The following is a 24472-nucleotide window of genomic DNA, read 5'->3' as shown; positions in this document are numbered from 1 at the left end:
CTACATGGCGCCTGACTGGCCATGATGGAGATCATTCCAGTGTTGGCAGGGGAAAACAGGGGATCGGGTGACCGATTCGCGGGTGGGGAATTGTGAAGTCCCAACAATTGGACGGCTCCCTTGTCCGGTCCTGCCGGGCGCGTGCGCAACCCGCCCCGGGCGTCGGATCAGGTGACGGGAGGCGGGTTCAGGCTGCGGGAGGCGGGTTCAGGCTGCGGGAGGCGGGAGGCGGGAGGCGGGAGGCGGGAGGCGGGAGGCGGGAGGCGGGAGGCGGGAGGCGGGGGCAGGCGGCGGGGCGCCGGATCAGGTGACGGGTCGTCGGGTCAGGTGACGGGCGGCCGTTCGCCGTGCCAGGAGCGCCAGAGCGCGGCATACGCCCCACCGGCCGCCACGAGGTCGTCGTGCGTGCCCAGTTCGGTGATCCGGCCGTCCTCCATCACCACCACCCGGTCGGCGTCGTGAGCCGTATGCAGCCGGTGCGCGACCGCGACGACGGTCCGGCCCTCCAGGACGGCGGCCAGCGCCCGCTCCGTGTGCCGGGCGGTCCTCGGATCGAGGAGCGCGGTGGCCTCGTCGAGTATCAGCGTGTGCGGGTCGGCGAGCACGACGCGCGCCAGGGCGAGCTGCTGCGCGCGGGCCCCGTCCGGCCGGTGCGCCCCGTGGCCCAGATCGGTGTCCAGGCCGTCCGGCAGCTCGTCGGCCCAGTCGGCACCCACCGCCGCGAGCGCCGCGCGCAGTTCGGTGTCGGTGGCGTCGGCCGAGGCGATCCTCAGATTGTCCCGGACCGTGCCGAGGAAGACGTGGTGCTCCTGGGTGACGAGGACGACGTGCCGGCGCAGCCGGTCGGGGTCCAGGCCGGCGACCGGGACCCGCCCGACCGTCACCGAGCCGGTTCGCGGCGCGTCCATTCCGGCCAGCAGTCTGCCCAGGGTCGTCTTGCCCGCGCCGGACGGACCGACGATCACCAGCCGTTCGCCGGGCAGGACCGTCAGGTCGACACCGTGCAGTACGTCGCTCCCGGCGTCGTAGGCATAGCGCGCACCGACCACGTCGATCCGGTCGTCGGCCGGTACGGGGGCGGCGGCCGGCGCTGCTTGGGGAGCCAGGGCGAGGCCCTCCACCCTGGCGAAGGAGGCGCTGCTGCTCTGGAGTTGTTCCAGCCGCTGGAGGATGGCGTCCAGGGGCTGGGAGAGCTGCCGCAGATACAGGGCCGAGGCGACGACCGCGCCGAGGCTCACCGAGCCGTGGGCGTGCAGTACGCCGCCGACCAGCAGGACACCGGCCACGGGAACGACGTAGGAGATGTCCACGGCCGGGAAGAGCACACTGCGGAGGAACAGCGTCCGGGTCCGGGTCTCCTGGCACCGCTCGATCGCCTCCTGGCAGGCCGCGATGCGCAGCTGCTGAAGTCCGAGGGCTTCGACGGTCCGGGCACCGGCGGCGGTGGCCGCGAGCTGCTCCGCGAGGGCCGAGTTGGCGGCGCCCTCGGCCAGGTACGCGGTGAGCGCCCGGCGCAGATACCAGCGGGCGGCGAACCAGATCCCGAGCAGGCCCAGCACCCCGCACGCACCGAGCAGCGGATCGAGTGCGAAGACCGCGCCGAGGACGAACAGCGCCTGGACCGCGGAGATCAGCACCTCGGGCCCGGCGTCCCGCAAAGTCGTGCCGACCGCGGCGACATCGGTGGTGCCGCGGGTCATCAGGTCTCCCGTACCGGCCCGCTCGACCACGGCGGTGGGCAGCGCCAGCGCCCGGTCGGTGAACTGCTCACGGATACGGGCCAGGGTGCGTTCGCCGAAGCGGTGTCCGACGTAACCGGCGCAACGGACCAGGAGGAGCTGGGCCAGGGCGAAGGCGAGGATGGCGAGCGCGAGGCGGTCCACCGCGGCCGCCCCGCCACCGGCCCCGACCTCGTCGACGATGCGGCCGAGCAGCCACGGGCCGACGAGCCCGGCACCCGCGGCCAGCGCGTTGAGAGCGATCACGGCGGCGAAGGCGCGGGCGTCCGCACGGATCAGCCGGAGTGCCGCCCGGCGGATCCGGGAGGGTTCGGCAACGGGCAGGGTCCGGGCCGCCGACCGGGAACCGGCGGTCATCGCACGGTCTCCTGGCACGGCGGGACGGTCCCTTCGTCCGGACACACGCGGCCCTCGGCGGCGGTGTCGCGGTCTTCGTCGGTCGTGTCGGGTGACCTGCCGGCGGCGTCGCGGTCTTCGTCGGTCGTGTGGGGGGTCGTGTTGGTGGTGCCGTGGTTTTCGTCGGTCGTGTGGGGGGTCGTGTCGGCGGTGCCGTGGTTTCCGTCGGTCGTGTGGGGTGACTCGTCGGCGGCGTCGCGGTCTTCGTCGGCGGCGCCGGGTCTCTCGTCTCTCGTGCAGGTTTCCTCTTCGGCCGTGCCGGGTTCCCCGTGGGGCGCGCCGGGTTTCCCGTCCGTCGCGCCGTGTACTCCGTCCGTCGTACCAGCCTCCCCGTCCGTCGTACCGGCCTCCCCGTCCGTCGTACCGGCCTCCCCGTCCGTCGTACCGGCCTCCCCGTCCGTCGTACCGGCCTCCCCGTCCGTCGTGCCGCGGGACACCAGGAGGCGGTAGCCCGGCTGGCGGTCCAGGAGTTCACGGTGGCTGCCGACGGCCGCCACGGACCCGTCGACCAGGTAGTACACGGTGTCCGCCCGGCCCAGCACCAGCGGTGACGTGCTGGTGACCACCGTGGTGCGGCCGGTCCGTGCGGCGCGCAGCCGGGCCGAGACGGCCGCCTCGGTGTGGGCGTCGACCGCCGAGGTGGGCTCGACCGCGAGGAGCACCTCGGGATCGGCGAGCAGCGCCCTGGCCAGCCGGAGGCGCTGGCGCTGGCCCCCGGAGAGATTGCGGCCCTGCGCGTCGACGGGCGAGTCGAGTCCGTCCGGCAGACCGCGCACGACGTCCTGCGCCGCGGCCGCGTACAGGGCCCGGCCGATGGCCTCCTCGTCCCGGTCGCGGGCGCCGCGGATCACCTCGCGCAGCGGACCGGCGAAGAGGTCGGCCTCGTTGTCCGCGACGAGGATCCTCCGGCGGATCTGCGTCAGGTCGATCTCGTCGAGGCGTACCCCGCCCCAGGTCGCCGCCGACCCGGTGAACCGGCCGAGACGGTCGACCACCGCCGCGGACTCCGACGGCCGGGCGCTGACCAGCGCGGTCAGCCTTCCGGGCACCACCTCGACGCCGGACTCCGGATCGTGGAGCGTGGACGGCGCCCCGGGGCCGTCCGATGTCGCGTTCCGGTCGGCGGAATCCGGCTCCAGGGCCAGGAAACGTATGACCCGGCGGGTGGCGACCAGGGCGCGGCTCACGTCGTAGCCGCCCTCGATGAAGAACGAGACCGGCACCACGAGCACCGCCGCGTACCCGTAGACCGCGATCAACTCACCCGTACTGATGGTCCCTTGGGCGGCCATCCGGGCCGCGAGCCAGGTCACGGCCCCGAGGAAGAGCGTGGGCAGGCCGACGCCGAGCGCCTGGATCCAGCTGGTCACCGCGCCGACCCGGTACCCCTCCGCCTGCAACGTCCGCGAGCCGTTCCGGTACGCCTCGGCGTAGGCGCCCTTGCCGCCGATGCCGTTGAGGACGCGCAGGCCCCCGACCATGTCCTCGAACCGGGCGGCAAGCCTGCCCTGCTGCTCCCGGTACGCCGACTCGACGCCCTGCAACCGTCCCAGCAGCGGACCGACCAGCACCACGAGCAGCGGCACTCCGAGCAGTACCACCGCGGCGAGCAGCGGAGAAACGCTCAGCAGCAGCACGGCCACCACGGCGCAGGAGAGGACCGCCCCGACACCGGGGCCCGTGATGGTGAGCGCGCCGGCGATCACGGCGACGTCGCCGAACCCGATCGTGACGACCTCCCCGGCGGTGACCCGGCGCGGCAGCGCCCCGCCCAGCCGGGTCGCCTGCGCGACCACGACCCGTACGGAACGGAAGGCGGCGTCCTGCCTCACCCTGGTCATCGTGCGGTGCCGCATGATGACCAGCCACGCGTTGAGCACCCCCACACCCAGCAACGCCGCGACCCAGCCGGTCAGCGCCGACCACCGCCCCGGTTCCAGCCCGTCGTCGATGGCGCGGGACAGCAGGTACGGCGGCAGTGTCAGGCCGACCATCCAGGCGCTGCCGAGCAGCGATCCGGCGGCGATCCGGCGCCGTTGGCTGGTGATCAGCCACCACAAGTACCGCGGGGCGCTGCGGATGTCCGGAGTGCCCGGGTCGTTCTGCGGATCCGTCATCCGCCACGGGTCGGTGATCGCGGACCGATTCATTCGAACATTGTTTCAGAAGGCGCCCGTTGGGTCCGTGCGGAGGCGTGGTCAGTGTGCTTCCGTGAGCGCCTGCTCGTAGGCTGCCCGGAGCAGTTCGGAGGCCCGGGGGCGGTCGGGGTCCGGGCGGGGAATCCCCAGGTGAGCCTCGCGGAGTTCGTCCATGAGGTCCTCCCGGAGACGTGGGCCGCCGTCCTCCAGGAGGCGGGCGCGGACGCTGAGTTCGGGTGTGGTCGGGCGGTGCCGCAGGCCCCAGGAGCCGAGCGCGACCATCAAGGGGACCGTCTGGATGCCCGCTTCTGTGAGGCTGTAGGTCGCCCGTTGTCCTCGTCCGGCCTGCTCCTGCGTGAGGAGACCGGCGGCGACGAGGGCCTTGAGGCGGCTGCTGAGGATGTTCGACGCGATCCCCTCCTCGGAGTGGCTGAGCAACTCGCGGAAGTGTCGGCGCCCGCCGAACACCATGTCGCGCAGGACGATCAGGCTCCACTGGTCCCCGAGTGCCTCCACCGCCGCGTTGATCGCACACCCGGACCGCGGTTCGTCTCGCATGTCCACCTCCAGTGATTGCATTTTGCCATCACCGAGCTTAGGGTCACTCACGGCTAGTGATTGCAATGCGCAACCACATCGCAACGAGGACAGGAGCCGTGCAATGTCCCGCGTGAGGGTCCACAACTTCTCCGTATCCCTGGACGGATTCGCCACTGGTGAAGGTCAGAGTCTCGACAGCCCGTTCGGCCACGCCGGAACGCGGCTCCACGAGTGGTTCTTCCCGACCAGGACCTTCCAGCAGATGCTGGGCAAGCAGGACGGGAGTGTTGGGGTCGACGACGCCATCGCCGGCACCTGGGACGTCGGCATCGGAGCGGAGATCATGGGCCGCAACAAGTTCGGCCCCCAGCGTGGACCGTGGGAGAACGAGGACTGGAACGGCTGGTGGGGGGCCAACCCGCCTTTCCACACACCGGTGTTCGTGCTGACCCACCACCCCCGCCCCTCGGTGGAGATGGAGGGCGGCACCACGTTCCACTTCATCGACGCCACGCCGCAGGAGGCACTCCGCCAGGCGCGCGAGGCCGCGGGCGATCTGGACGTGAGAATCGGTGGCGGGCCGACCACGATCCGCGAGTTCCTCGCCGCAGACCTCGTCGACCATCTGCACATCGTCGTCGTCCCGATCGTCCTGGGCCGTGGTGAGCGGCTGTGGGACGGTCTCGAAGAAATCGAGAAGCGTTTCCGGACCGAGTTCGTCACGACCTCCAGCGGTGTCACGCACATGACCTTCACCCGGGCGTAGCGACCGCCCGTACGGACGCCGTCGCCCGCGCGGACGTCATCGGCGTTGTGATCCGCCGTCATCGCCATCCGCGAATATCGGGTATTTGGCGATATCGTCGCAAAAGATGCGTGCGGATCGGCTGAAAACAGGAGGAGCGTGCGGTGTCCGAGGTGTATGTGGAGAGCGAGTTCGCTCCGTTGCGGACCGTGGTGCTGGCCCGGAGCGAGGTGTCCATTCCCGCCTCGGCCATCTCGTCGGACGACCTGCGCTTCCTCCCTGCGGAGAGCCGTAAGGAAATCGCCGTCGGCGGCGACATGAAGGACTTCGCCCCGGAACGGCAGGCCCGCTGGGAGGGCGAGCGGGAAGCATTCCGCGCGGTTCTGGAGCGCCATGGGATCCAGGTCCACAGACCTCGGCCGCTCACCCCGGCGGAGAAGGCGGCCGCCGGCGACGGCTACGCCAACTTCTTCGCCCGGGATCCGTTCTTCACTGTCGGGAACCAGGTCGTCGAGGCGTCCATGCGCCTCCTGCACCGCCGCAGGGAGGTGCTGCCGCTGCGGGAGGTGATGCGTGATCACGTGTATCCGAGCGACTGCGCGTACGTCGCGGTGCCCATGCCGGAGGTCGCCGCCCCGGACGACCCCACCCTCGGCCCCGGCCCTTTCCTCGAAGGCGGCGACGTCCTGGTACTCGGCACGAAGGTCTTCGTGGGGACCTCGGGCCTGGCCTCGAACGCACTGGGAATCCAGTGGCTGGCCAAGTTCTTGGCGCCGTACGGCTACACGGTCGAAAAGGTGCGCCTGCACCAGCGCATTCTGCATCTGGACTGCGCGCTGGGGTTCATCAGGGAGGGGCTTCTGGTCGCCTGCGAAGAGGCATTGCTCGACGGAATTCCCGACTCGCTCAAGGAGTGGGAGAGAATCACCGTCGACCTCGATCAGGCCACTTCGCTCGCCACCAATGGCCTCCCTCTCGGCCCGGACGTGTACGTGACGGATCCCGAGTTCTCGTTCCTGGGCCAGAAGATCGAAGAATTCGGTGTCCGCGTCGAATACGTGGACTTCTCCATCACCCGTTCCCTGGGGGGTTCGTTCCGGTGCAGCACACAACCGCTGCTGAGGAAATTCTGAGGCCGGTGACGCGCGGTCGGTGACGTGTGGCTGGCGGCGCGTGGCGGGTGGCGGTCGGTCGGGCGGTCGGTGGCGCGTGGCGGGTGGCGGTCGGTCGGGCGGTCGGTGGCGCGTGGCCGGTGGCGTGCGGTCGGCTCCGCTCCGCCATCGGCCCGCCACCGGCCCGCCATGTCAATCGGTGTCGGCCGGGGACGGCCCGGGACGCTCGGCCATGACGACCAGGCCCGGCCCGCTGTACTCCGTCGGAGGAAGACGGAGTTCGGCCACCGGGCGCAGCCCGGCCCGCTCGATCAGGTCCACGAGTTGTTCCGGCCGCCATTTGTGTGTCGTCCAGCGCACGGGTACACCGCCGTAGGCCTCGGTGCGCAGCTGGTCCTCGTCGCCGGCGTGCGTCGCGGTGATGAAGTGCCCGCCCGGTTTCAGGGCACGCGCGAACTGGGCGATGACCTGGGGGAGGACATCACGGGGGAGGTTGAACAGCGACCACCATCCGAGCACGCCGCCGAGGGAGGCTTCGGCGAGGTCGAGGTCGGTGGCGGAGGAGACGCTGAACCGGCACTCCGGATGGAGACGGCGCGCGTTCTCGATCATGCGGGGGGAGAGGTCGACCCCGGAGACGTCGAGTCCGCGTTCGGCGAGGTAGGCGGTCACCGTGCCGGGGCCGCAGCCGACGTCGAGGACGGGGCCGAGTCCCTTCACGGTGTCGGCGAAGGCATCGATCGACGCCTTGAGCCACGGATGGTGGCGGATGTCGCCGATTCCCGTCGTCACGACCATGTGGGCGTAGTTGTCGGCCACGCGGTCGTAGGACTCGCGGACCGTGTCGAGATCGGCTGGGCGTTCAATGGGGCGTGCGGGCATCGGCCCATGGTACGGAGTGCGCGACGGCCGGACCATCGGCACGGCGGTCGCCGAAGGACTTCGACGTCCGGGACAACGCCGTTGGCCCGGAAGGTCGTTGATGATGTCCGAATGACCCAGTGCATCGGTGCCGCGATCTCGGCCCTCGGCGTTCTCCTCGGCATGCTGCTGCTCGCCCTGGCCGTACGTGAGTACCGCTCCGGGGCGTCGGCCCTCTGGATGGTGGCCGCCGCCGTGCTCCTCCTCATCACCGTGCACACGCTCGTACGGGATGTGCGGCGCCTCCGTACGGGCCCGACCGCCTGACGGACTCGCGAGGTGTCGGCCGGGCTCCGGGCCAGGCCGCGTCCTTCACGCGGGGCGTGGTCGTACCGGGGGCAGGGAGGGGTGACCGGCACGAGGGGCCGACGAGGGCGATCGAGAGGAGGCCGGCCGGGGTGATCGAGAGGGGCCCGGCCGGGGCGATCGAGGTACGCGGGCCGGTGATGCCGACGAGCACCCCCACAGCCCGGTCACGGCCACGACCGTCGCCCCAGCCGCCCCCCCCGCTCACCCTGTTCAGCGCACCCCTTGCTGTCCCAGCCGAACAAACCGACGTTGACCGGTCGGGGCCTGGCGGATGGTGTAGGAGCAGGTCGAACACCCCGTCCATCAGCAAGCCACAACCAACGGTTGTGCACTAGGGTGAGTCGCCATGGACCTCGACACCGTCCGGACCTTTGTCGCCGCTGCCGAAGCGGGGCAGTTCCAGGAGGCCGCCGCCGAGCTGGCGATCACCCAGCAGGCCGTCTCCAAGCGCATCGCCACGCTGGAGCGCAACCTCGGCGTGCGGCTGTTCGTCCGTACCGCGCGCGGCGCCGAGCTCACCATCGACGGACAGGCTTTCCTGTCCCACGCGCGCGAGCTGCTACGCGTCGCCGAGCGGGCGGTCGCGTCCGTGCACACCGGTCGCCGCCCGCTCCGCGTCGATGTGATCGCCTCGCGTGTCGCGGCCTCGGGCCTGATGCGCGGCTTCCACCGCGCGCACCCCGACGTCGAGCTCGATGTGTTGATGCTGTTCGACATCGAGGCGGCCGTCACCGCCATCCGGTCCGGCGCGATCGACGCGTCCTTCCGCGCCGTCTCCGTACCCGGCCATCCTCTGCCCGAGGACATCGAGTCCGTCCGGGTGCTGGACGAGCCGCTTGAGCTCCTGACCGGCCCCGCCCATGCGCTGGCGGGCGCCCGGTCGGTGACGCTCGCTCAGCTCGCGGGGCACCGGATCTGGATGCCCGGCCTCGTCCCCGGCACCGAGTGGACCGCCTACTACGACGACCTCGGCGCCGCGTTCGGCCTCACCATCGAGGCGACCGGCCCCAATTTCGGCTCGGACGCGCTCCTCGACACCATCGCCGACACCCCGGCCCTGGCCACCTTCATGGGGGAGCAGACCCGTCTCGTCTGGCCCGCGGGCCATGGTCTTCGGCGCATCCCGGTGATCGACCCGACGCCCGTCTATCCGCACTCACTGATCTGGCGCCGCGACAGCCCGCACCCGGCACTCGCCACACTCCGCGACCACCTCGGCTCCGCCCAGCCCGGCCGCCCCGACAGCGAGACCTGGAAACCCGCCTGGGCACGGCGCTGAGCAGCACCGCGCCACCCGTCGGCAGCCCGGCATCGCACCACCCGTCGGCAGCATGGCACCGCACCATCCGTCGGCCGGATTGGGTGAAGCCGGAGTCGCGGAAGCCGGATTGGGTGAAGCCGGATTCGGTGAAACCTATGCGGCCGGGGCCGGCCGGGACGGGTCAGCCCGCGTCCGCCGCGAACGTCACCTCTGCCGTATCGACGACCTTCGCACGGCGGCCCGGAGCGCTCTGCCACCGCCAGTAGAGGTTGGTGTGCGCGACCACCTGCTGCGGGGCCGGCGCGCCGTACTCGCTGAGGTCCTGTGTCGTATGCGCGTCACCGACCAGCGTCACGTCGTATCCGCGGACGAAGGCCCCGTGAAGAGTGGAGCGGATACAGGCGTCGCTCTGGGCGCCCGCCACGACGAGCAGGCCCGCCCCACGCTCGGCGAGCAGCTCCTCCAACTCGGTGGCCTCGAACGAGTCGCCGTAGAGCTTGTGGACGAGGGGTTCGGTGTCCTGGCGGACCAATTCCTTCACGTACTGCCAGGGCTCGCTGTCCCGCGCGAGGTCGTCGTCGGAATGCTGCACCCAGATCACGGGCACGTTCTCGGCACGCGCCTTGCCCACCAGGGTGTCGATGTTCGCGATCACGCCGTCCCGGTCGTGGGCCCCCTCCACCACCCCGTTCTGGACATCGATGACGAGCAGCGCGGTGTTCGGTCGTTCGAGCAGGGTCGTCAAGGGAATCTCCTGACCATCGCCATGGAACCTGTGTCGCCCACACTAGGCCGGGCCACTGACAACGGCCCCGCCCGCAGCAACCAGCGGGCTCGGGCGGACCGGGACCTGGACCGGCGCCGGGACCGGGACCTGGCATCATCGGCCCGACATGTCCCGTCGTCGGCCCGCCACGGCCCGGCCGCGCCCGTGCCGCCCGGAGCGTCGGCTCACCGTGCGCGTCAGGAAGGGAAGGCCACTTCCCAGGCCGCCTCGATCATCCGGAAGATCTCGTCCACCGCGGCCTCCGGATCGGCCGCCTCACGGGCCAGCGCGTAGGCGTCGACCGCGAACCTCGCGATGGTCCGGCAGGACGTCGCGGTCGGTGGCAGTCCGCGATCGGCTGCGACGGCCGTGGCGAGCGAGTCGGCATGACGCAGCCTCATCGACTCCTCGTACTGCCGCAGGGCGGGCGACTCGTCGATCATCCGCCAGATCGGCGCGGCGTCGTCCGAGGCGCAATGCCGCACCAGGGCCTGGACCTCGCGGCGCAGCGCGGGGATCAGCGGCTCCTGCGGCGCCCGGTCGGTGACCGCCCCTGCAAGCCGGTGCTCGAAGTTCTCGTCCTGCTCGAAGACCAGGGCTTCCTTCGAGGCGAAGTGGGCGAAGAGCGTGGTGACGGCCACATCGGCCTCGGCGGCCACGTCACGGATGCCCACCGCGTCGTAACCGCGCTCAAGGAAGAGCCGCAGAGCGGTGTCAGCGATCTTCTGGCGGGTCGCGGCCTTCTTGCGTTCACGGCGTCCGGGAGGCACGGTCATGACCTGATGCTACCAGCTACAAAACTGAAACTGTTTTTAAACGCTAACCGTTAGTGTTACGGTCGGTCGCATGAAGAGCATGAAGAGAGTGAGCTTCGCCGAGTTCGGCGGTCCGGAAGTGCTGCGCGTCATGGACGCCGAGGAGCCCCACGCGGGGCCTGGTCGCATACGCATCGCCGTGCGGGCGGCGGGTGTGAACCCCGTCGACTGGAGGATTCGTGAGGGCCAGGTCTTGAAGGCCCATCCGATCGAGCTGCCCGCCGGGGTCGGGCTGGACGCCTCCGGGGTGGTGGACGAGGTCGGCGAGGGCGTCGAGGGGATCGAGGTCGGTGACCATGTGTTCGGTGAAGGGGCCGCCACCTACGCCGAGTTCGCCGTGTTGTCGGCCTGGGCCCGGATGCCCGTGGGCCTGACGTTCGAAGAGGCGGCCGGATACCCCTCCGTGGTGGAGACCGCGCTGCGCGTCATCCGCGAGGTCGGTGTGCGGTCCGGGCAGACGTTGCTGGTCAGCGGCGCGTCCGGGGGAGTCGGATCGGCGGTGCTCCAGATCGCGCGCGACCGCGGCATCGCGGTGATCGGCACGGCCGGGGCCGCGAACCAGGAGTACCTGCGCGGCCTGGGTGCCGTCGCCACCACGTACGGGGAGGGCTGGGCCGAGCGGGTGCGGCGGCTCGGCCCCGTCGACGCGGCCCTCGATCTGGCCGGTGCGGGCGTGATCCGCGAGCTCGTGGAACTGACCGGGGACCCACGGAAGGTGATCTCCATCGCCGATCTCGGCGCGCCGGAGTTCGGTGTCCGGTTCTCCGGTACGGCAGGGAGTGTGCCGGAGGCGCTGGCCGAAGCCGTGAGCCTCATCTCGCGGGGGAAGCTCCACATCCCGGTCGAGAAGTCGTACCCGCTCGCGGAGGCCGCGGCGGCGCACATCGACAGTCAGGCGGGCCACACGCGGGGGCGTCGGGTGCTGGTCGTCTGAACCGTTTCGTCCGAGCAGTTTCGTCCGAGCAGTTTCGCCTGAGCCGTTCCGGTGTGCCGTGGTACCGGCGCTCCGCCGGGGCGTACCGGGAACGCCCGACCTGGTACGCCCCGCACGGCGTCGGTAGTACGCGGGCCTCTCCTGCGGACACGTACCGCGGGCAGGCGAAGCTCGGCGCGGCCGAGGCGTAACGGCCTTCTCGGGGGATCAACCGCCCCGGGGGACGGGCGCGTACTGGCGGCCACGCGTGCGCGGGAGCGCAGGTACGCACACGCACGCACACGCACGTACACGCACGTACACGCACGTACACGCACGTACACGCACGCACACGCACACGCACGTACGCATACATACGTACGCACATGTACGCACCGGCACAGCCCGCCGCTCCCCGGCCTCCGGCCAGAGGTTCTGCGTGACGCGGGAAGGGGCTACGTCCCGCCGGTACGGGAGGTGCGGCGGTCCTCGGCGTCGAACGCGGCCAGGGAGCGCACCCCGGGCCGGAGGGCCTGGCCCAGAGCGCGCAGCAGCGCCTCTTCCAATCCCCCCACGGCTTCGGAGAGTTCCTCGGCCACGTCGAGCGTGATCTCCTCCACGACGGCGTCCACCGGGGCCCGGGGCCCGAGCTTGCTCACCGCGGCGGCCGCTCGGGCCGGGGTGAGCAGCGACGATGCCTGGACCAGCAGCCAGGCAGGGACACCCGCCGCACCCTCGGGCGGTGCCAGATAGGGGCGTGCGCCGTCGAAGCGCTCGTCCTCGGCGAAGGCCTTCTGCTTCACCTTCACCACCGGGCGTGCGCCGGCACCGGCCGGACCCGACTCCTGCCATGCGCCGGCCGGCTTGAGAACGTAGCCCTCGGCGAGGTTGTCCGCCAGCTCGGGAAGCCCGAAGAGGGCCGGGACCTGCGTGGGGAAGGCGCAGGGCAACTCCTGGAGCCGGTTCAGCGCGCCGTGCCCGACGACGGGTACGCAGACGAGCCCGGCGGCAGTCGCGGCCTCGCGCAGAACGCGGTCGGAGACCCACCACCGGCCCCCGTCCTTCTCGACCGAGGCGTCGAACGGCAGCCAGTGCAGGGCGGGCGCGTACCACACGCCGGTCTGCACCGGATCGGTTCCGGCAAGGGCGGGGACGTCCGGGTGCGGGTAACGGCCTCCGGCCAGCTCGCCGTAGACCGTCACCACGGCGGATTCGCCCCACGCGCCACGCAGGGCCGAGGCGAGACGCGCCGCCGCGACCGACAGCGCAGGCCAGATCCTGCTCACCCCGAAGAAGCCGTCCAACGCATCGTCACCCAGCAGCTCGCGCCGCTTGCCCGGATGGACCCCGGTACCGTCGCAGACCACCGCGAAATGCGCCCCGTGCACCTTCTCCGCGGCGACCCACTCCCTGGCCCCGGCCATGCCGAGCCGCTGCTTCGCGGAGACCTTCGGATACGGCCGTAGTGCGGAACCGGCGGGCACAGTGTTGGACACACGGGAATTGTCGCTGTGTGCCCGTACCCGGGCAACAGAGATTCACGGCCGGAGCCGTGGTGGCTGCTGCTACCGGGCACGCGGTACGTGGAACGTGGTACATGGCATACCGCACGAGGTACGCGGTACGGGGCATACCGCACGCCGTACGCGGCAGGTGGCACGCGTGACGTCCGGCGCTCCCCGCTCCCCGCTCCCTGCTCCTCGCTCCCCGCTCCTCGTCCGGTGCGTCTTCACGATGTGGAGATTGTCACCGTGCCGTCACAGCCCGAAGTTGATGAAACCCCCGCCTCCTGTCCGGTATCTCCCTTGGTGCCAGTCAACTTCCGGAACAGAGGATGTTCATGAGCTACCGTCAGATCACCGCCGCCGCTGCCGTCCTCGCCTCCACCGCCGCGCTCCTCGTGGCCGCGGCAGGGTCGTCCGGTGCCAGCCCGAACGACGCGGGCGTGCGGGCCGGGGCCGCGGGGACCACGGCCTGGCAGCCGTGCTACCTGCCCACCGGGTACAAGCACTTCTTCGAGCTGAAGTCCGCCAAGAACGTCCAGGGCAAGACGGTCGTGCGCGTCACCCCCGAGACGTGCAGTGTGAACACGGAGAACGACGAGGACGTCTCCTACACCCCGCTGGGAGCGGCCCGGTCGTTGACCATCGCCCCGGGCGCCTCCGTCGAGGTCTTCAGCGACATCAACAGCACGACGATGGAGTCGGTCGCCCCGGCGTGGCTGGTGAGCCACAAGCTCACCAACAGCCCGCACTTCTACTACCGCGTGAACGGCCGGAACCAGATCACCGCCATGCAGGAGATCTACCACCCCTAGAACCCCTCGGGGACCGGTGCACCGGCAGGTGGACGACGGCGCCCCGGCAGGTGGATGACGGTGCCCGGCCGTGGGGCGGCCGGGCACCGTCCGCGTCGGTGACAGCGGAAGCAGCCATGACGTGCGTGGCATGATCGGCGCCATGGAGCACTTCATACGTCCCCACGGCTCACCGCCCGTCAACGGCTACAGCCATGCCGTCGCCTTCACCGGTTCGATGGTCGCCGTCTCCGGTCAGGTCCCGGTCGACGGCGACGGCAATGTGATCGGTGAGGGAGACGCCGAGGCCCAGGTCCGGCAGGTCTACGCGAATCTGGCCAACGCGCTGGAGGCGGCGGGCTCCGGCCTGGAACACGTGGTCAAACTGACGGTCTACCTGACCGATCTGGACGACCTGGCCGCGTTCCGCGCGGTACGGGACGAACACCAGGATGCGGAACACCCGCCCGCCTGCTCCCTGGTGAGGGTCGCCGGCCTGGTCCACCCGGACTTCCGGGTCGAGATCGACGCCTTGGCCGTGGCGCCGACCGCCGGATAACGAGCCTCCGCAGCGCGGCGCTACGCCTCGTACACCCGGGTCAGCAGCTCCATCAGCTGCCGGCCCTCCGCCGCGCTGAGCGGTGCCAGCAGCTCGGCATTGGCGTGCTCCACCAGCTTCGCGCACCGTTCCAGCGTCTGCGCGCCCGCCGCCGTCACCGTCACCGCGTTCTTGCGGCGGTCGCGCGGGTCGGGTTCCCGCACCGCCAGCCCGGCCTCCTCCAGATGATTGAGCAGAAGGACCATGTCCTTCGCGTCGAAGCCCAGTCGGCGCACGAGATCCGCCTGCGCGACCGGCCCGTACTCGGACACCGCCGCGAGCACGGCGTGATGCGGAAGCTTCAGCCCCTCCCCGGCGATCGCCTCGGCGACCAGCCCCCGCCCACGCGCCGCCACCCGACCGGCCAGCCAGCTCGGCAGGGACTGGATGTGCGCCAGGGCGTGCGGGCGTTCCGAGGGAGTCATGGAAACAGGCTATCCCGAAATCGTTGGACTTCCCCATGACTTCTCCCTACGCTGCAACTCGTTGGTAATCCCAATGAATCCGCGTTCGTGTCACACCTGGAGGTGTCCATGCGGCGTGTCCGCTACGAGGTCAACGGTGGTCCCGAGGTGCTCTTCACCGAGGAGGCCCCCGTTCCGGAGCCCGGTCCGGATGAGCTGCTCGTTCGCGCCGAAGCGATCGGAGTCACGCTCCCCGCCGTACGGAAGGTGCGCGAGGGCGTCGAGCCGGTCCCTCTCGGCGGCGAGGTGGCGGGCACCGTGGCCGCAGTGGGGGAAGGCGTCACCGGTTTCGCGGTGGGCGACCGGGTCACCGGACTCTGCTTCTCCCACGCCTACGCCGAACTGGCCCTCATCCACCACGCGATGGCTTCCCGCATCCCCGACCGGGCGACGGCCGTCGATGCCGTGGCCCTGGTCCGCAGCGGTCTGGTGGCGCGCGGCGCCCATGAGGCCGCCCGCCCGCGCCCCGGCGAAGCCGTCCTGGTCACCGCGGCGGCCAGTGCGGTCGGCAGCCTCGCTGTGCAGTACGCGAAAGCGGGCGGGGCCTCGCGCGTGGTCGCGGCCGTCAGTACGGCGGACAAGGCGGACTTCGTCCGGGCCCTCGGAGCGGACGAGGTCGTGCTCTATACGGACGAGACCTGGGGCGATCCGGTCGACATCGTCATCGACGGGGTCGGCGGAACACTTCTCGACCCCGCGGTACGCGCCCTGGCCACCGGCGGCCGCCTGGTCGCCTTCAGCTCGGGCGGCGGCACGATCGACGCGTACCAACTGCTGGTCCGCGGCGCTTCGGTCATCGGCTTCCAGATGGCGGCCATCGCCCGGGGCGAGCCCGAGGTGTACGCCCGCCGGCTCGACGAGGTGTGGGAACTCCACCGCGCCAACACGCTGCGTCCCCGCGTATCCGCCGAGATCCCGCTCACCGAGGCGGCGCGCGCCCACGAGATCATCGAGTCCCGTCGCAACCTCGGCAAGGTGGTCCTTGTCCCGGAGACCCGGCAGGCTGGGCGGGCGAGGTAGGCCGAGCGGTCCGGGCGGCTCAGGTGAGCAGGCGGGCAGGGCGGGGCCGGCGGACAGGCGGTGCGAGCAGTCCGGCCGCTTCGGCCGTCCCGACCGGTCCGGTCAGTGTTCCTTGGGGAAGGCGGCGCGCAGTGCGGAGCCCCGGGTGATGAAGGCGACGCAGACGAGGGGCACCATACAGACGGTCTGCATCGCGGCGTACCACGGCGGGCAGACGCCGGGGATCAGATCGACGCCGATGATCGCGATCGGCATGATCACGGCGAGGGTCCCGACGCGCTCGAAGGCCCTGCGGGACCCCTGGGAAGCGGCAGCGGCCATCCGGTGGATTAGTACGGCGACCACCGGCAGCAGCGCTGCCCGGACCCACATGAACGTGTTCACCGAGTGACCGCTGCTCGCCACCACGACGACCGCCAGAAGGGCGACGACGCAGAGCGCGCCGTACACCTTGACGCTGGTCATCGTCATGCCGAAGGCGCGCAGGGCGTCGGGGGACCGGTGGGTGAGGTGGGTGTGGGGGAGCGTTGCTTCGGTGGCGGGGTGCGTGTTGGGTTCCATGGCTACGACGCTACGAAGTGCCCGGCCGCCCCGGTATGGGTCTGGACGCACAGCGGGGTGGGTCTGGCCCCACTCTCGACCTCCACCTCCACCTGCACCTGCACCTCCACTTCACCTTCACCTTCACCTCCACCTCCGGCCGAAGCGCCGGCCGGGCCCGAGCGCCCCTCGTTCCGCTTCTTTCCGGCCTACGGTTCTTCTTTCCGGCCTCCGGTTCCCGTTCGCCGACGGATGGCGCGCGCCCGGTGCCACGATGAGCGGTCGACGTCGACCTCTTCGAGGGGGAGTTCAGTTGCCGTGGAACGGGCCGTACGCGCGGGTGGGTGGAACGCGGACCGGAGGGAGCGCGGACCACGGGCGAAGTCCTTGCCCACGGGTCTGCGGTGCGGACGGAGAGACGGCCGTCGTCCCGGTGACCGGGACCGCCGCCGACGGCACGGACCGTACGGATTCGGTGGTTCCCCGTCCCGTCCGCCGCTTCGCCTCGTCCAGGGGCGGGAGATGACGGCGCGGCGCCCGTCGGCGCGACCCCGCAGGCCGCGTACCCGCAAGCGTCGGCCACGGCAGAGCGACCAGCTGTTCGGTCTGGCGATCGGCGGTCTCGTGGTGTTCGCGCTGCTGTCGGCACTGGTGTCCTGGCTGTCGGCGAACCCATGGGTCCTCGCCCTGCTGGGGGCCGTCGTGGTCGTGGCCGTGGCGTGCTGGGCGCACCACCACCGGCAGCGGCTCCGGCGGGAGCGGACCCGGCGGCAGGGCCTGCGCTACGTACTTCCACAGCTGGACGCCCTGCACCACCGGGACTTCGAGTACGCGGTGCGCGACCTGATGCGACGCGATGGGTGTACCGATGCCCGGCAGATCGGCGGGGCCGGGGACAACGGCGCGGATGTGCTGGCCACCGATCCGATGGGGCGGACCTGGGTCATTCAGTGCAAGCACCGCAGGGCCGGTGACCAGGGCTCGGCGGTCGGCACCCCGGACCTCCAGCGGGTCAACGGCTGCGCCCGGCAGCTCTACGGCGCCGATGTCGTCCTGGTCGTCACGAACGGCCGCTTCTCCACGCGCTGTCCGCCCCTCGCCGAGCAACTGCGCATGCACCTGGCCGACCGGCGCACCCTTGCCGCCTGGGCCGGAGGCGAGCAGCCGTTGTGGGAGCTGCTGCCGAAGGTCCCCGCACCCCGCAAGGGCCGGTAGGGCCTGTTTTCGAAGTGCCGTCTGCCATGCGATGACAGGCCCCGGCCCCGGACCGGTACGCGTCACGCGCCGGGGCACCACGCCAGGCGCTTCCCATCCCGTCCCCGCGGTCATCTGCCGACGAACGCCGCCTTGCCCGCCCTCGGGTCGGCCCGCCCGAGGCGACGGACGGACGCGGGGTGCCGCCGCAGGGCTGGGAAGGGGCGTCGGCCGATCTTGGACTGTGGAAGGACGCCGTCCATGGCTTGCATCCGAAGGGGCCGTGCCGCGTAGAACACCAGCTTCGCTTCGGTCTCGGGGACGCGGCTGGGGAAGGCCCTGGGTGCGGCATCGCGATGTCCCGGGGCTGTCGGGGGCGGCGAATGCCGCCGTTCGTGTCGCTGACGCTGCTGACGGCGGGTCAGCGGGCGGACCGCACAGTTCGAGCCCGCCATGGAGGGCTTCCGCTTTCCTGCGGCGGCGGGAAAATCTCCGCTTTCCGGCTCTGCCGGGTGGGTCTCCCTCCCCTCCCCGTTACTCTCCGGCCCAGACGGTTGTCCGTCCATCGGGCTGGACATGGACGGTGGGCGACATTTCGCGGTAGTCCCATGCCGCCTGCTGGGGCGGGCCGACCCAGGCCACCGCCTGGAACGCCGAGGTGGGCTGCTTGTGTACGACGCAGCTGCCCGGAGGGCTCATCACGCTCGTGCCGGGCTTCACCGTCAGTTCCACGCCCGTTCCCCACCGCCCGGGGCAGGGATGGTGAACGGCTGCGCGGACGTAGCCCAGTCTCGCTCTGACCCGTACCGGATCGGGTCCGCCGTTGGTCAAGCGCACCACGAAGGTCAGCTCGGCCGCATCGACCGTGGTGCACGGCGTCCACGACACGCCATCGTGAAAGCGGGGCCGCGCGCAGCGGTAGTCGCCGTGGAGGCCCGCGTTCGCTGCCGACGCCGATGGAAGCCGGCCCGCTTCACCGGTGGGCGACGCGGGCGCGCCGGATGTGCCGGGTGCGACGGCCGCGCCGGGGTGCGCGGCGTCCGTGGTCGCGGACTCGGGCGCCATGGACCGGCCGACGAGCACGGCACCCGCCACCACGGCGATCCCCGCGAGGGCCCACCCCGCCTTCTTTCCGTTCGGCCGCAGCCGTGTCCGGGTGCCGGGCGCGGCCGGTGGCGCCCCGGCCTGAACGGTCGGCGCCCGTTCGTCCGTCGGCTCGTCCGATGCCTTGCCCGTTCCTCCGCCCGTTCCTCCGCCGGTCCCTCCGCCGTTTTCTTCACCGGCTCTCTCGACGGTTCCCTCGCCCTCCGGACTACGGGGTTCCGCCTCCGGACTACGGGGCTCCGCTTGCTTCCGGCCCGGCTCCTCGCACTCCTGGCCGGATCCCTGGCTCTCCCGGCCGGGCGATGAGGACGGGCCGTCCGGTGCGAGCTCCGCTCTCACGTCCTGCCACCGCGACGCCCACGTACCGACGTCCGCCTCGATCTGCTCCCCGCTCGTTTTCGCGTAGGACAGGCAGGCCCTGACGAACGCGGACGTCACGTCCCACGACGGCAGCTCGTGACCGCGGGCGGCACTGGAGAGCGTCGTGTCGGAATAGGGCGTCCGGATCTTCCGGGTCCAGGAGGCGAGTTCCCGGTAGGTGGGCGATCCGCAGGTCTGCCTGAGGTCGCGCAGCCGCTGGGCGAAGCGCGCCTGCGGGCCGAGCGTCGGATCGATGGAGCTTTCCTGCCGCCCCTGTCGACCACTCATATGGGCTCCTCCGTGGCGTCTTTGATGACCGGTTGATGACCGGGAAGCCAGAGTGTGGCGGGTCATCAAGCCCCTTGCCAATCTGCGGTCAACGGACCTTCCAGCAGGTCACCGACCGGGTGACCCGAAGGACCGATCACAGAGGGGACACCCGATGACGAAACTTCACGAAAATCTCAAGCGGGCCGCCGTGGCGAGCTCCGCCTCGGTGGCGCTGCTCGCGGGCGGCTTCGTAGCCGGCCCCGTGCCCGCCGAGGCCGCCACGCTCGGCCGGGTCTGCATGGTGAACGCCCCCGACGGGGTGATGGAGAACATGAACATCGGGCACGCGGCCTTCATCGTGAAGGACCGCGCCCGGAGCGACCACTGGATCTACGGGTCCTTCGGCAGCACGGTCAACGGGCCGAAGACCGGATGGATCCGCGGCGGCACATGGAAGCAGGCCCGCGCCACGTTCACCAAGGTCAACTTCCCCGGTACCAAGAAGCAGTACTACACCCGCTACCGCTGCATCAACACCGCGGACGGCGACCTGAAGACCGCGCAGTCCTGGTACACCGCGGTCCGCAACCGCGGATACAAGGGCGGCACGAACAACTGCCTGCACATGTCCATGGCGGTCTTCAAGGGCTACAGCAGGATCCTCCGCAACGACAAGCGCCTCCCCAGCGCGACCGGGAAGTTCCCGAACACCTACTACGAGAAGATCCTCCAGAACGGGCACTGGGAGGTGTCGCACAAGCTCGACCGGTAGCAGTCCTGCGGGCGCCACGGGGGCCGGTCCTGCGGGACCGGCCCCCGCGGTCGCCGCAACAGCGACCACACCACACCACCATTCGTCTGCCGTCTGCCGTCTGCCGTCTGCCGAGGGCAATGGGGGCGGCAGCGCGATGTCCCATCAGAGGTGACGTGCGTCACACGCCTCTGGCTCGGTCGGCCATCCATGTGTTTCTCTGCAGATGTGCAGATGTCCAACATTTGGAGGGCTTGATGGAGGGGTTGCAGCAGCCGCGCCGCGCGACGACGCTGTCGGCGCAGGTCGCCGACCAGTTGCGGGAGCAGCTGACGTCCGGGCGATGGCCGGTGGGCACGCGTATCCCGGGTGAGCAGGAGCTGGCCGAGATGCTCCAAGTCAGCCGGAACACCGTGCGCGAAGCGCTGCGGGCGCTGATCCACCTCGGTCTACTGGAGGCGCGCGTCGGCGACGGCACATATGTACGGGTGACCAGCGAGCTCGAAGCAGTCCTGCTGCGGCGCACGGCCACCACGCGGCCGACGGACGTCCTGGAGCTGCGGGCGGTGCTTGAGGAATACGCTGCCGGTCTGGCCGCCGAGCGACGCTCCGAGGCGGATACCGCCCGCCTCCGGGAGCTCCTGGTGGCGGCTCGCGAGAGCAACCGCTCCGGGTCCATGGCCCAGGTCGCGGCCGCCGACGGGGCCTTTCACCTCGCGGTCGTGAAGGCGGGCGGCAACGAACTGCTCATGGAACTCTACGAACACCTGGGCAGCGCCGTGTCCGCCCTGCTGGCCGCGCTGCCCTGGGACGATGACGTCGCCGCCGAGCACGACCACTGGCATACCGCGCTTGTCGACGCGATCGGTGCCGGCGACGCGGTCGCTGCCCGGTACGCGGCGTCCACGCTGGTGCGGGCGACCAGCCGGCTGAGCGTGGAGGTCGTCGCCGAGCAGACCGGTGCCGGTGCCGCTGGGACCGGTCGTCATGCGGGTGAATGACGCGCCCGACCTGCCGGACGGGGGGAGGGCCGCAGCGCCGACCGGGCCGCCCATGGTGTGGCTGCTGATCGGCGTCGTCCTCGTCGCGGCGAATCTGCGTGCCGCCTTGACCGGGGTGGGCCCGCTGCTTCCCGGCATCGAGGCATCGACCGGACTGTCCGGCACATGGACAGGACTGCTCGGGACCCTGCCACTGCTCACGTTCGCCGCCACGTCGCCGCTGGTCGGCCGGACCGCGCACCGCTACGGCGCGTCGCACGCCCTGGTCGCCTCGCTGGCCGTGCTGGTGGCCGGGCTGCTCATACGCTCCGTGCCGGGCGTGCCCTTCGTGTTCGTCGGAACGGTGGTGATCGCGGCCGCGATCGCCTTCGGCAACGTGCTGCTGCCTTCCGTCATCAGGAGCACCGTGCCCGAAGAGCGCATCGGGCAGGTGACCGGCCTCTACGTCACCGCGATGGGTCTGCTGGCCGCCATCTCGTCCGGGGTCTCGGTGCCCATGGCCGACCACCTGCCGGGCGGCTGGCACACCGCGCTGGGGGTCTGGGCCGCATTGGCCGTGCTGGCCCTCGGGTTCTGGGTACCGCTCTGGAGGCGTACCGGCACCGCGGCGGCAACCCCCGCCGGGCGGGAGCGCATCCCCTGGCGTTCCCCCCTGGCCTGGCAGGTCAGCGTGTTCATGGGGCTGCAATCCCTCGGCTTCTACACCACGATCGCCTGGCTGCCGAGCATCGTGCACGACCACGGAGTGGGAGAGGCCGCCGCCGGCTGGCAGTTGTTCCTATACCAGATCGTCGGACTGGTGGCCAGCAGCGCACTTCCCCTGCTCGCCCGCCGGTGGAGGGATCAACGGCTCCTGGCGGCAGCCGCCTCGGCGATCGTCGCGCTGGGTTTCGCGCTGCTGGCCGTGGCCCCCCAACTGGCCATCGTGTCCAGCGTCCTCACGGGTCTGGGCGGTGGAGCGTGTCTGGTCCTCGCCCTGGCTTTTCAGAGCCAGCGAGCGGCGGACGCCTCGCAGGCGGCGGCGCTGGCCTCGATGGCCCAGTCCGTCGGCTACCTCGTGGCCGCCGTCGGACCGCTCCTCCTCGGCGCACTGCACGAACTCACCGACGGATGGACGCTCCCCCTGACGCTGCTCGTCGCGCTGACGCTCGCCCAGGCCATCGTCGGCGTCGGCGCCGGCCGCGACCTGCGCCTCGAATCCACTTCCCGTCCTACCCCAACCGAACGGATCGGAGACTCACTGTCATGACCATGACCGCACCCTTCAGTTACCTGGACACCCCGACGGCCGCGCCGCTGTCGATCACCGAGCTGATGCCCGGCGTCTACAACCTCCTGGAATACGCGGCGGTCACGGCGGGCGAGCAGGTGCTGGTCCTCGCCGAGCACGGCACCGATCCGGTGGTCATCCAGGCCATCACGGCGGCGGCCGCCTACCGCAACGCCGAGGTGCACGTGCTGTCCATACCGCCGATCAGCGCGGGCGGATGGGACCGCTCGACGCCCTCACCGCTGCCGTCCGCCGCTCATGCCGCCGCCGACGTCGTGATCTCGCTGACCTGGTGGGGGGAAGTGCACACCACCCGCCTGTTCTTCGACGAGATCGCAAAACAGCGCGCCCGGTTCGTCTCCCTGCACCAGACGGCCACGGCGTCGGCCCTGTCGACCGGTGCCCGGTTCCCGCTCGAACTGTACTTCGCGCTGGAGACCAAGGCGTACGCCCGGATCGGCGCGGCACAGGAGATCAGGGTCACGACCGCGCTGGGCACCGATGTGACCTTCCGCGCCTTCACCACCCCGGGCCACCCGAGCGCCCCCCTCAGCCCCGGCATGTGGCGGCCCTTCCCCTACGGAGGCGCCAACTTCTACCCCGACCAGACGGACGGCGTGGTCGTCGTCGAGGAATCCACCGTCACCGGCGTCCCCGCCGAGCGGACCACCCTGGAGCTGGAGAACAACCGCGTCACCGCCATCCACGGCGGCGCGGCGGCAGCCGAGCTTCAGCGCTACGCCCCGGACGGCTACTACATGCGCCACGCGCTCATCGGCATCAACCCCAAGGTCCGCTCGGCGGGCGGCACGCAGTTCGAACGCGAGAAGCACGCCGGCGCCTTCTACTTCGGCCTCGACGGCCTGACCCCGCAAGGAGCGGTCGACCGTACGGGCCCCGGCCACGCACACTGCGACTGCCAGTTCGACCAGCCCACCATCACGCTCGACGGCCGGCCCTTCGTCGACAACGGCCGTCTCCTCCTCCTCGACGATGCCGAAATCCGCGAGCTGGCTGGGAAGTTCGGACCGGTCGACATCCTCCTCGACCCCAATCCCCGCCTGGTCCTGCCTCCTCGCTACAGCCGCTGACCCACTGCGGGCAGCCCGGACGGACGACCCGTCGGGGCTGCCCGCCCTGCGTTCGTGCGCCGTCCCGGGCACTTGCCCGCAGCGCCGCGGGTGCCCTGGTGCAACCACCCGCCGGCGCATGGCTGTTTCCTCTCGCCCTTCGGCATCCGTGCCCCGGGCTCAAGATCCTTCTGGGTAGACCTACGCCGCCGTACACCGCGCACCCTCCAGCAACCCGGACTCGGCGCACACCCCCACTCGAACGAATGAAAGCCGTGTGACGGGGCTGACGTCCGGTCCGGACGGCCTGGGGTGCTGCCGGACGGCGCGCAACAATTCCGTTGCCCAGCCGACCGGCCAGGCTCCTTGATGGGGACCGTGAGTACCTCCGTATCCTCACCGCCTGCCACCGGCACGGGGCAACCGCCCCTGGTATGCCCGGCTTCGGACCAGTGCTTCGATGCGAGCGTCAACCCGTACGCGTGGGCGACGGCGCGCCGTCCGCCCGCGCCGACACCGTCGCGGCGGTGGTCACCGCGACGGTCGCCCCCTCGGCGGTCGCCACCGCGCCGCACCCGGTGATGGGGCGGCCACTCCGGCGATGCCCCGGTTCCGGCAGTTCGTGGGCCCGGCATCCCTCGGCCCGGCACTCCTCGGCCGGCATCCCTCGGGCCGGAATCTCCTGGGCCGCACCCCCCGGGGGAAGCGGCCGAGCGGGTGACCATCCATCGAACGAGGGCGTTTGAAACGCCTCGCGCCGCAGGCTCGGCAGGAACCACAGTATTCGCACAAGTATCCAGGATTCCCCTCGCCGTCACCCGTTACGGCGAGCCCTGGGCCCCGTTTTTAGTGCACCAGTGCCACACCGACGCCCAGATG

General features: G+C 71.1%; 22 protein-coding genes and 1 pseudogene. 13 read left to right on the top strand and 10 right to left on the bottom strand.

Annotated features, from left to right (window positions below):
• Positions 1-323: 323 nt before the first annotated feature.
• From ACFVFH_RS28765 to ACFVFH_RS28755, 3 genes and pseudogenes are all read right to left on the bottom strand, one after another.
• A complete protein-coding gene (locus ACFVFH_RS28765; protein ID WP_383773866.1) occupies positions 324-2096 on the bottom strand; it encodes an ABC transporter ATP-binding protein in 1773 nt (590 codons plus the stop codon).
• A 425-nt stretch (positions 2097-2521) separates the two neighbouring features.
• Positions 2522-4252: pseudogene (locus ACFVFH_RS28760) on the bottom strand (ABC transporter transmembrane domain-containing protein); the annotation flags it as partial.
• Between the two features lie 81 nt (positions 4253-4333).
• Positions 4334-4831 (bottom strand): winged helix-turn-helix transcriptional regulator, encoded by a 498-nt coding sequence (locus tag ACFVFH_RS28755; RefSeq protein WP_383773864.1) that lies wholly within the window; start codon positions 4829-4831, stop codon positions 4334-4336.
• 103 nt (positions 4832-4934) lie between these two features.
• Between ACFVFH_RS28755 and ACFVFH_RS28750 the strand changes: the two genes are divergently transcribed.
• Positions 4935-5579, top strand: coding sequence for a dihydrofolate reductase family protein (locus ACFVFH_RS28750; protein WP_383773862.1), 645 nt, complete (start codon positions 4935-4937; stop codon positions 5577-5579).
• A gap of 143 nt (positions 5580-5722) precedes the next feature.
• Positions 5723-6691 (top strand): dimethylarginine dimethylaminohydrolase family protein, encoded by a 969-nt coding sequence (locus ACFVFH_RS28745; RefSeq protein WP_383773860.1) that lies wholly within the window; start codon positions 5723-5725, stop codon positions 6689-6691.
• Between the two features lie 171 nt (positions 6692-6862).
• On the opposite strand, the gene ACFVFH_RS28740 is transcribed toward ACFVFH_RS28745, so the two are convergent.
• Complete coding sequence (locus ACFVFH_RS28740) at positions 6863-7552, bottom strand: class I SAM-dependent DNA methyltransferase (protein WP_383773858.1); 690 nt, start codon at positions 7550-7552, stop codon at positions 6863-6865.
• A 111-nt stretch (positions 7553-7663) separates the two neighbouring features.
• On the opposite strand from ACFVFH_RS28740, the gene ACFVFH_RS28735 reads away from it, so the two are divergent.
• The gene (locus ACFVFH_RS28735; RefSeq protein ID WP_383773856.1) at positions 7664-7858 is read left to right on the top strand and encodes a hypothetical protein; all 195 of its coding nucleotides are present in this window, start codon (positions 7664-7666) and stop codon (positions 7856-7858) included.
• A 388-nt stretch (positions 7859-8246) separates the two neighbouring features.
• Entirely contained in the window at positions 8247-9179 is a 933-nt protein-coding gene (locus ACFVFH_RS28730; protein ID WP_383773854.1) for a LysR family transcriptional regulator, read from the top strand.
• 163 nt (positions 9180-9342) lie between these two features.
• Here ACFVFH_RS28730 and ACFVFH_RS28725 read toward each other — a convergent pair whose 3' ends face one another.
• The gene (locus ACFVFH_RS28725; RefSeq protein ID WP_383773852.1) at positions 9343-9906 is read right to left on the bottom strand and encodes an isochorismatase family protein; all 564 of its coding nucleotides are present in this window, start codon (positions 9904-9906) and stop codon (positions 9343-9345) included.
• A gap of 218 nt (positions 9907-10124) precedes the next feature.
• Complete coding sequence (locus ACFVFH_RS28720; RefSeq protein WP_383773850.1) at positions 10125-10703, bottom strand: TetR/AcrR family transcriptional regulator; 579 nt, start codon at positions 10701-10703, stop codon at positions 10125-10127.
• Positions 10704-10782: 79 nt separating this feature from the next.
• Between ACFVFH_RS28720 and ACFVFH_RS28715 the strand changes: the two genes are divergently transcribed.
• Entirely contained in the window at positions 10783-11676 is an 894-nt protein-coding gene (locus tag ACFVFH_RS28715) for an NADP-dependent oxidoreductase (RefSeq protein ID WP_383774093.1), read from the top strand.
• A 434-nt stretch (positions 11677-12110) separates the two neighbouring features.
• Here ACFVFH_RS28715 and ACFVFH_RS28710 read toward each other — a convergent pair whose 3' ends face one another.
• Positions 12111-13151 carry an RNA ligase family protein gene (locus tag ACFVFH_RS28710; protein ID WP_383773848.1) on the bottom strand — a complete coding sequence of 347 codons (1041 nt, stop codon included), beginning with the start codon at positions 13149-13151 and terminating at the stop codon, positions 12111-12113.
• A gap of 344 nt (positions 13152-13495) precedes the next feature.
• Here ACFVFH_RS28710 and ACFVFH_RS28705 point away from each other — a divergent pair, with 344 nt between their 5' ends.
• Both ACFVFH_RS28705 and ACFVFH_RS28700 read left to right on the top strand, forming a co-directional pair.
• Positions 13496-13972: a hypothetical protein gene (locus tag ACFVFH_RS28705; RefSeq protein ID WP_383773846.1), complete on the top strand. Its 477-nt coding sequence runs from the start codon at positions 13496-13498 to the stop codon at positions 13970-13972.
• Between the two features lie 142 nt (positions 13973-14114).
• Positions 14115-14510, top strand: coding sequence for a RidA family protein (locus ACFVFH_RS28700; protein WP_383773844.1), 396 nt, complete (start codon positions 14115-14117; stop codon positions 14508-14510).
• A 20-nt stretch (positions 14511-14530) separates the two neighbouring features.
• Here ACFVFH_RS28700 and ACFVFH_RS28695 read toward each other — a convergent pair whose 3' ends face one another.
• Positions 14531-14974: a MarR family winged helix-turn-helix transcriptional regulator gene (locus ACFVFH_RS28695; RefSeq protein ID WP_383773842.1), complete on the bottom strand. Its 444-nt coding sequence runs from the start codon at positions 14972-14974 to the stop codon at positions 14531-14533.
• A 108-nt stretch (positions 14975-15082) separates the two neighbouring features.
• On the opposite strand from ACFVFH_RS28695, the gene ACFVFH_RS28690 reads away from it, so the two are divergent.
• Complete coding sequence (locus ACFVFH_RS28690; protein WP_383773840.1) at positions 15083-16033, top strand: zinc-binding alcohol dehydrogenase family protein; 951 nt, start codon at positions 15083-15085, stop codon at positions 16031-16033.
• 102 nt (positions 16034-16135) lie between these two features.
• Here the strand turns inward: ACFVFH_RS28690 and ACFVFH_RS28685 are convergent, their stop codons facing one another.
• A complete protein-coding gene (locus ACFVFH_RS28685) occupies positions 16136-16594 on the bottom strand; it encodes a hypothetical protein (RefSeq protein WP_383773838.1) in 459 nt (152 codons plus the stop codon).
• Positions 16595-17095: 501 nt separating this feature from the next.
• On the opposite strand from ACFVFH_RS28685, the gene ACFVFH_RS28680 reads away from it, so the two are divergent.
• On the top strand, positions 17096-17788 hold the full coding sequence (locus ACFVFH_RS28680; protein ID WP_383773836.1) for a restriction endonuclease: 693 nt from the start codon (positions 17096-17098) through the stop codon (positions 17786-17788).
• Between the two features lie 513 nt (positions 17789-18301).
• Here ACFVFH_RS28680 and ACFVFH_RS28675 read toward each other — a convergent pair.
• On the bottom strand, positions 18302-19519 hold the full coding sequence (locus ACFVFH_RS28675) for a hypothetical protein (RefSeq protein ID WP_383773834.1): 1218 nt from the start codon (positions 19517-19519) through the stop codon (positions 18302-18304).
• A 154-nt stretch (positions 19520-19673) separates the two neighbouring features.
• On the opposite strand from ACFVFH_RS28675, the gene ACFVFH_RS28670 reads away from it, so the two are divergent.
• The 4 genes from ACFVFH_RS28670 (at position 19674) to ACFVFH_RS28655 (ending at position 23614) form a co-directional block, all read left to right on the top strand.
• Entirely contained in the window at positions 19674-20273 is a 600-nt protein-coding gene (locus tag ACFVFH_RS28670) for a hypothetical protein (protein ID WP_383773832.1), read from the top strand.
• Between the two features lie 236 nt (positions 20274-20509).
• The gene (locus tag ACFVFH_RS28665) at positions 20510-21253 is read left to right on the top strand and encodes a FadR/GntR family transcriptional regulator (RefSeq protein WP_383773831.1); all 744 of its coding nucleotides are present in this window, start codon (positions 20510-20512) and stop codon (positions 21251-21253) included.
• Entirely contained in the window at positions 21240-22502 is a 1263-nt protein-coding gene (locus ACFVFH_RS28660; protein ID WP_383773829.1) for a CynX/NimT family MFS transporter, read from the top strand. The genes ACFVFH_RS28665 and ACFVFH_RS28660 overlap by 14 nt, the downstream gene beginning before the upstream one ends.
• Positions 22499-23614, top strand: coding sequence for a hypothetical protein (locus ACFVFH_RS28655; RefSeq protein ID WP_383773827.1), 1116 nt, complete (start codon positions 22499-22501; stop codon positions 23612-23614). The genes ACFVFH_RS28660 and ACFVFH_RS28655 overlap by 4 nt, the downstream gene beginning before the upstream one ends.
• Positions 23615-24472 lie beyond the last annotated feature (858 nt).

It is taken from the genome of Streptomyces sp. NPDC057697 (genome assembly GCF_042799335.1).
Taxonomy (GTDB): Bacteria; Actinomycetota; Actinomycetes; order Streptomycetales; family Streptomycetaceae; genus Streptomyces.
This window is presented reverse-complemented; position numbering and strand designations above follow the sequence as displayed.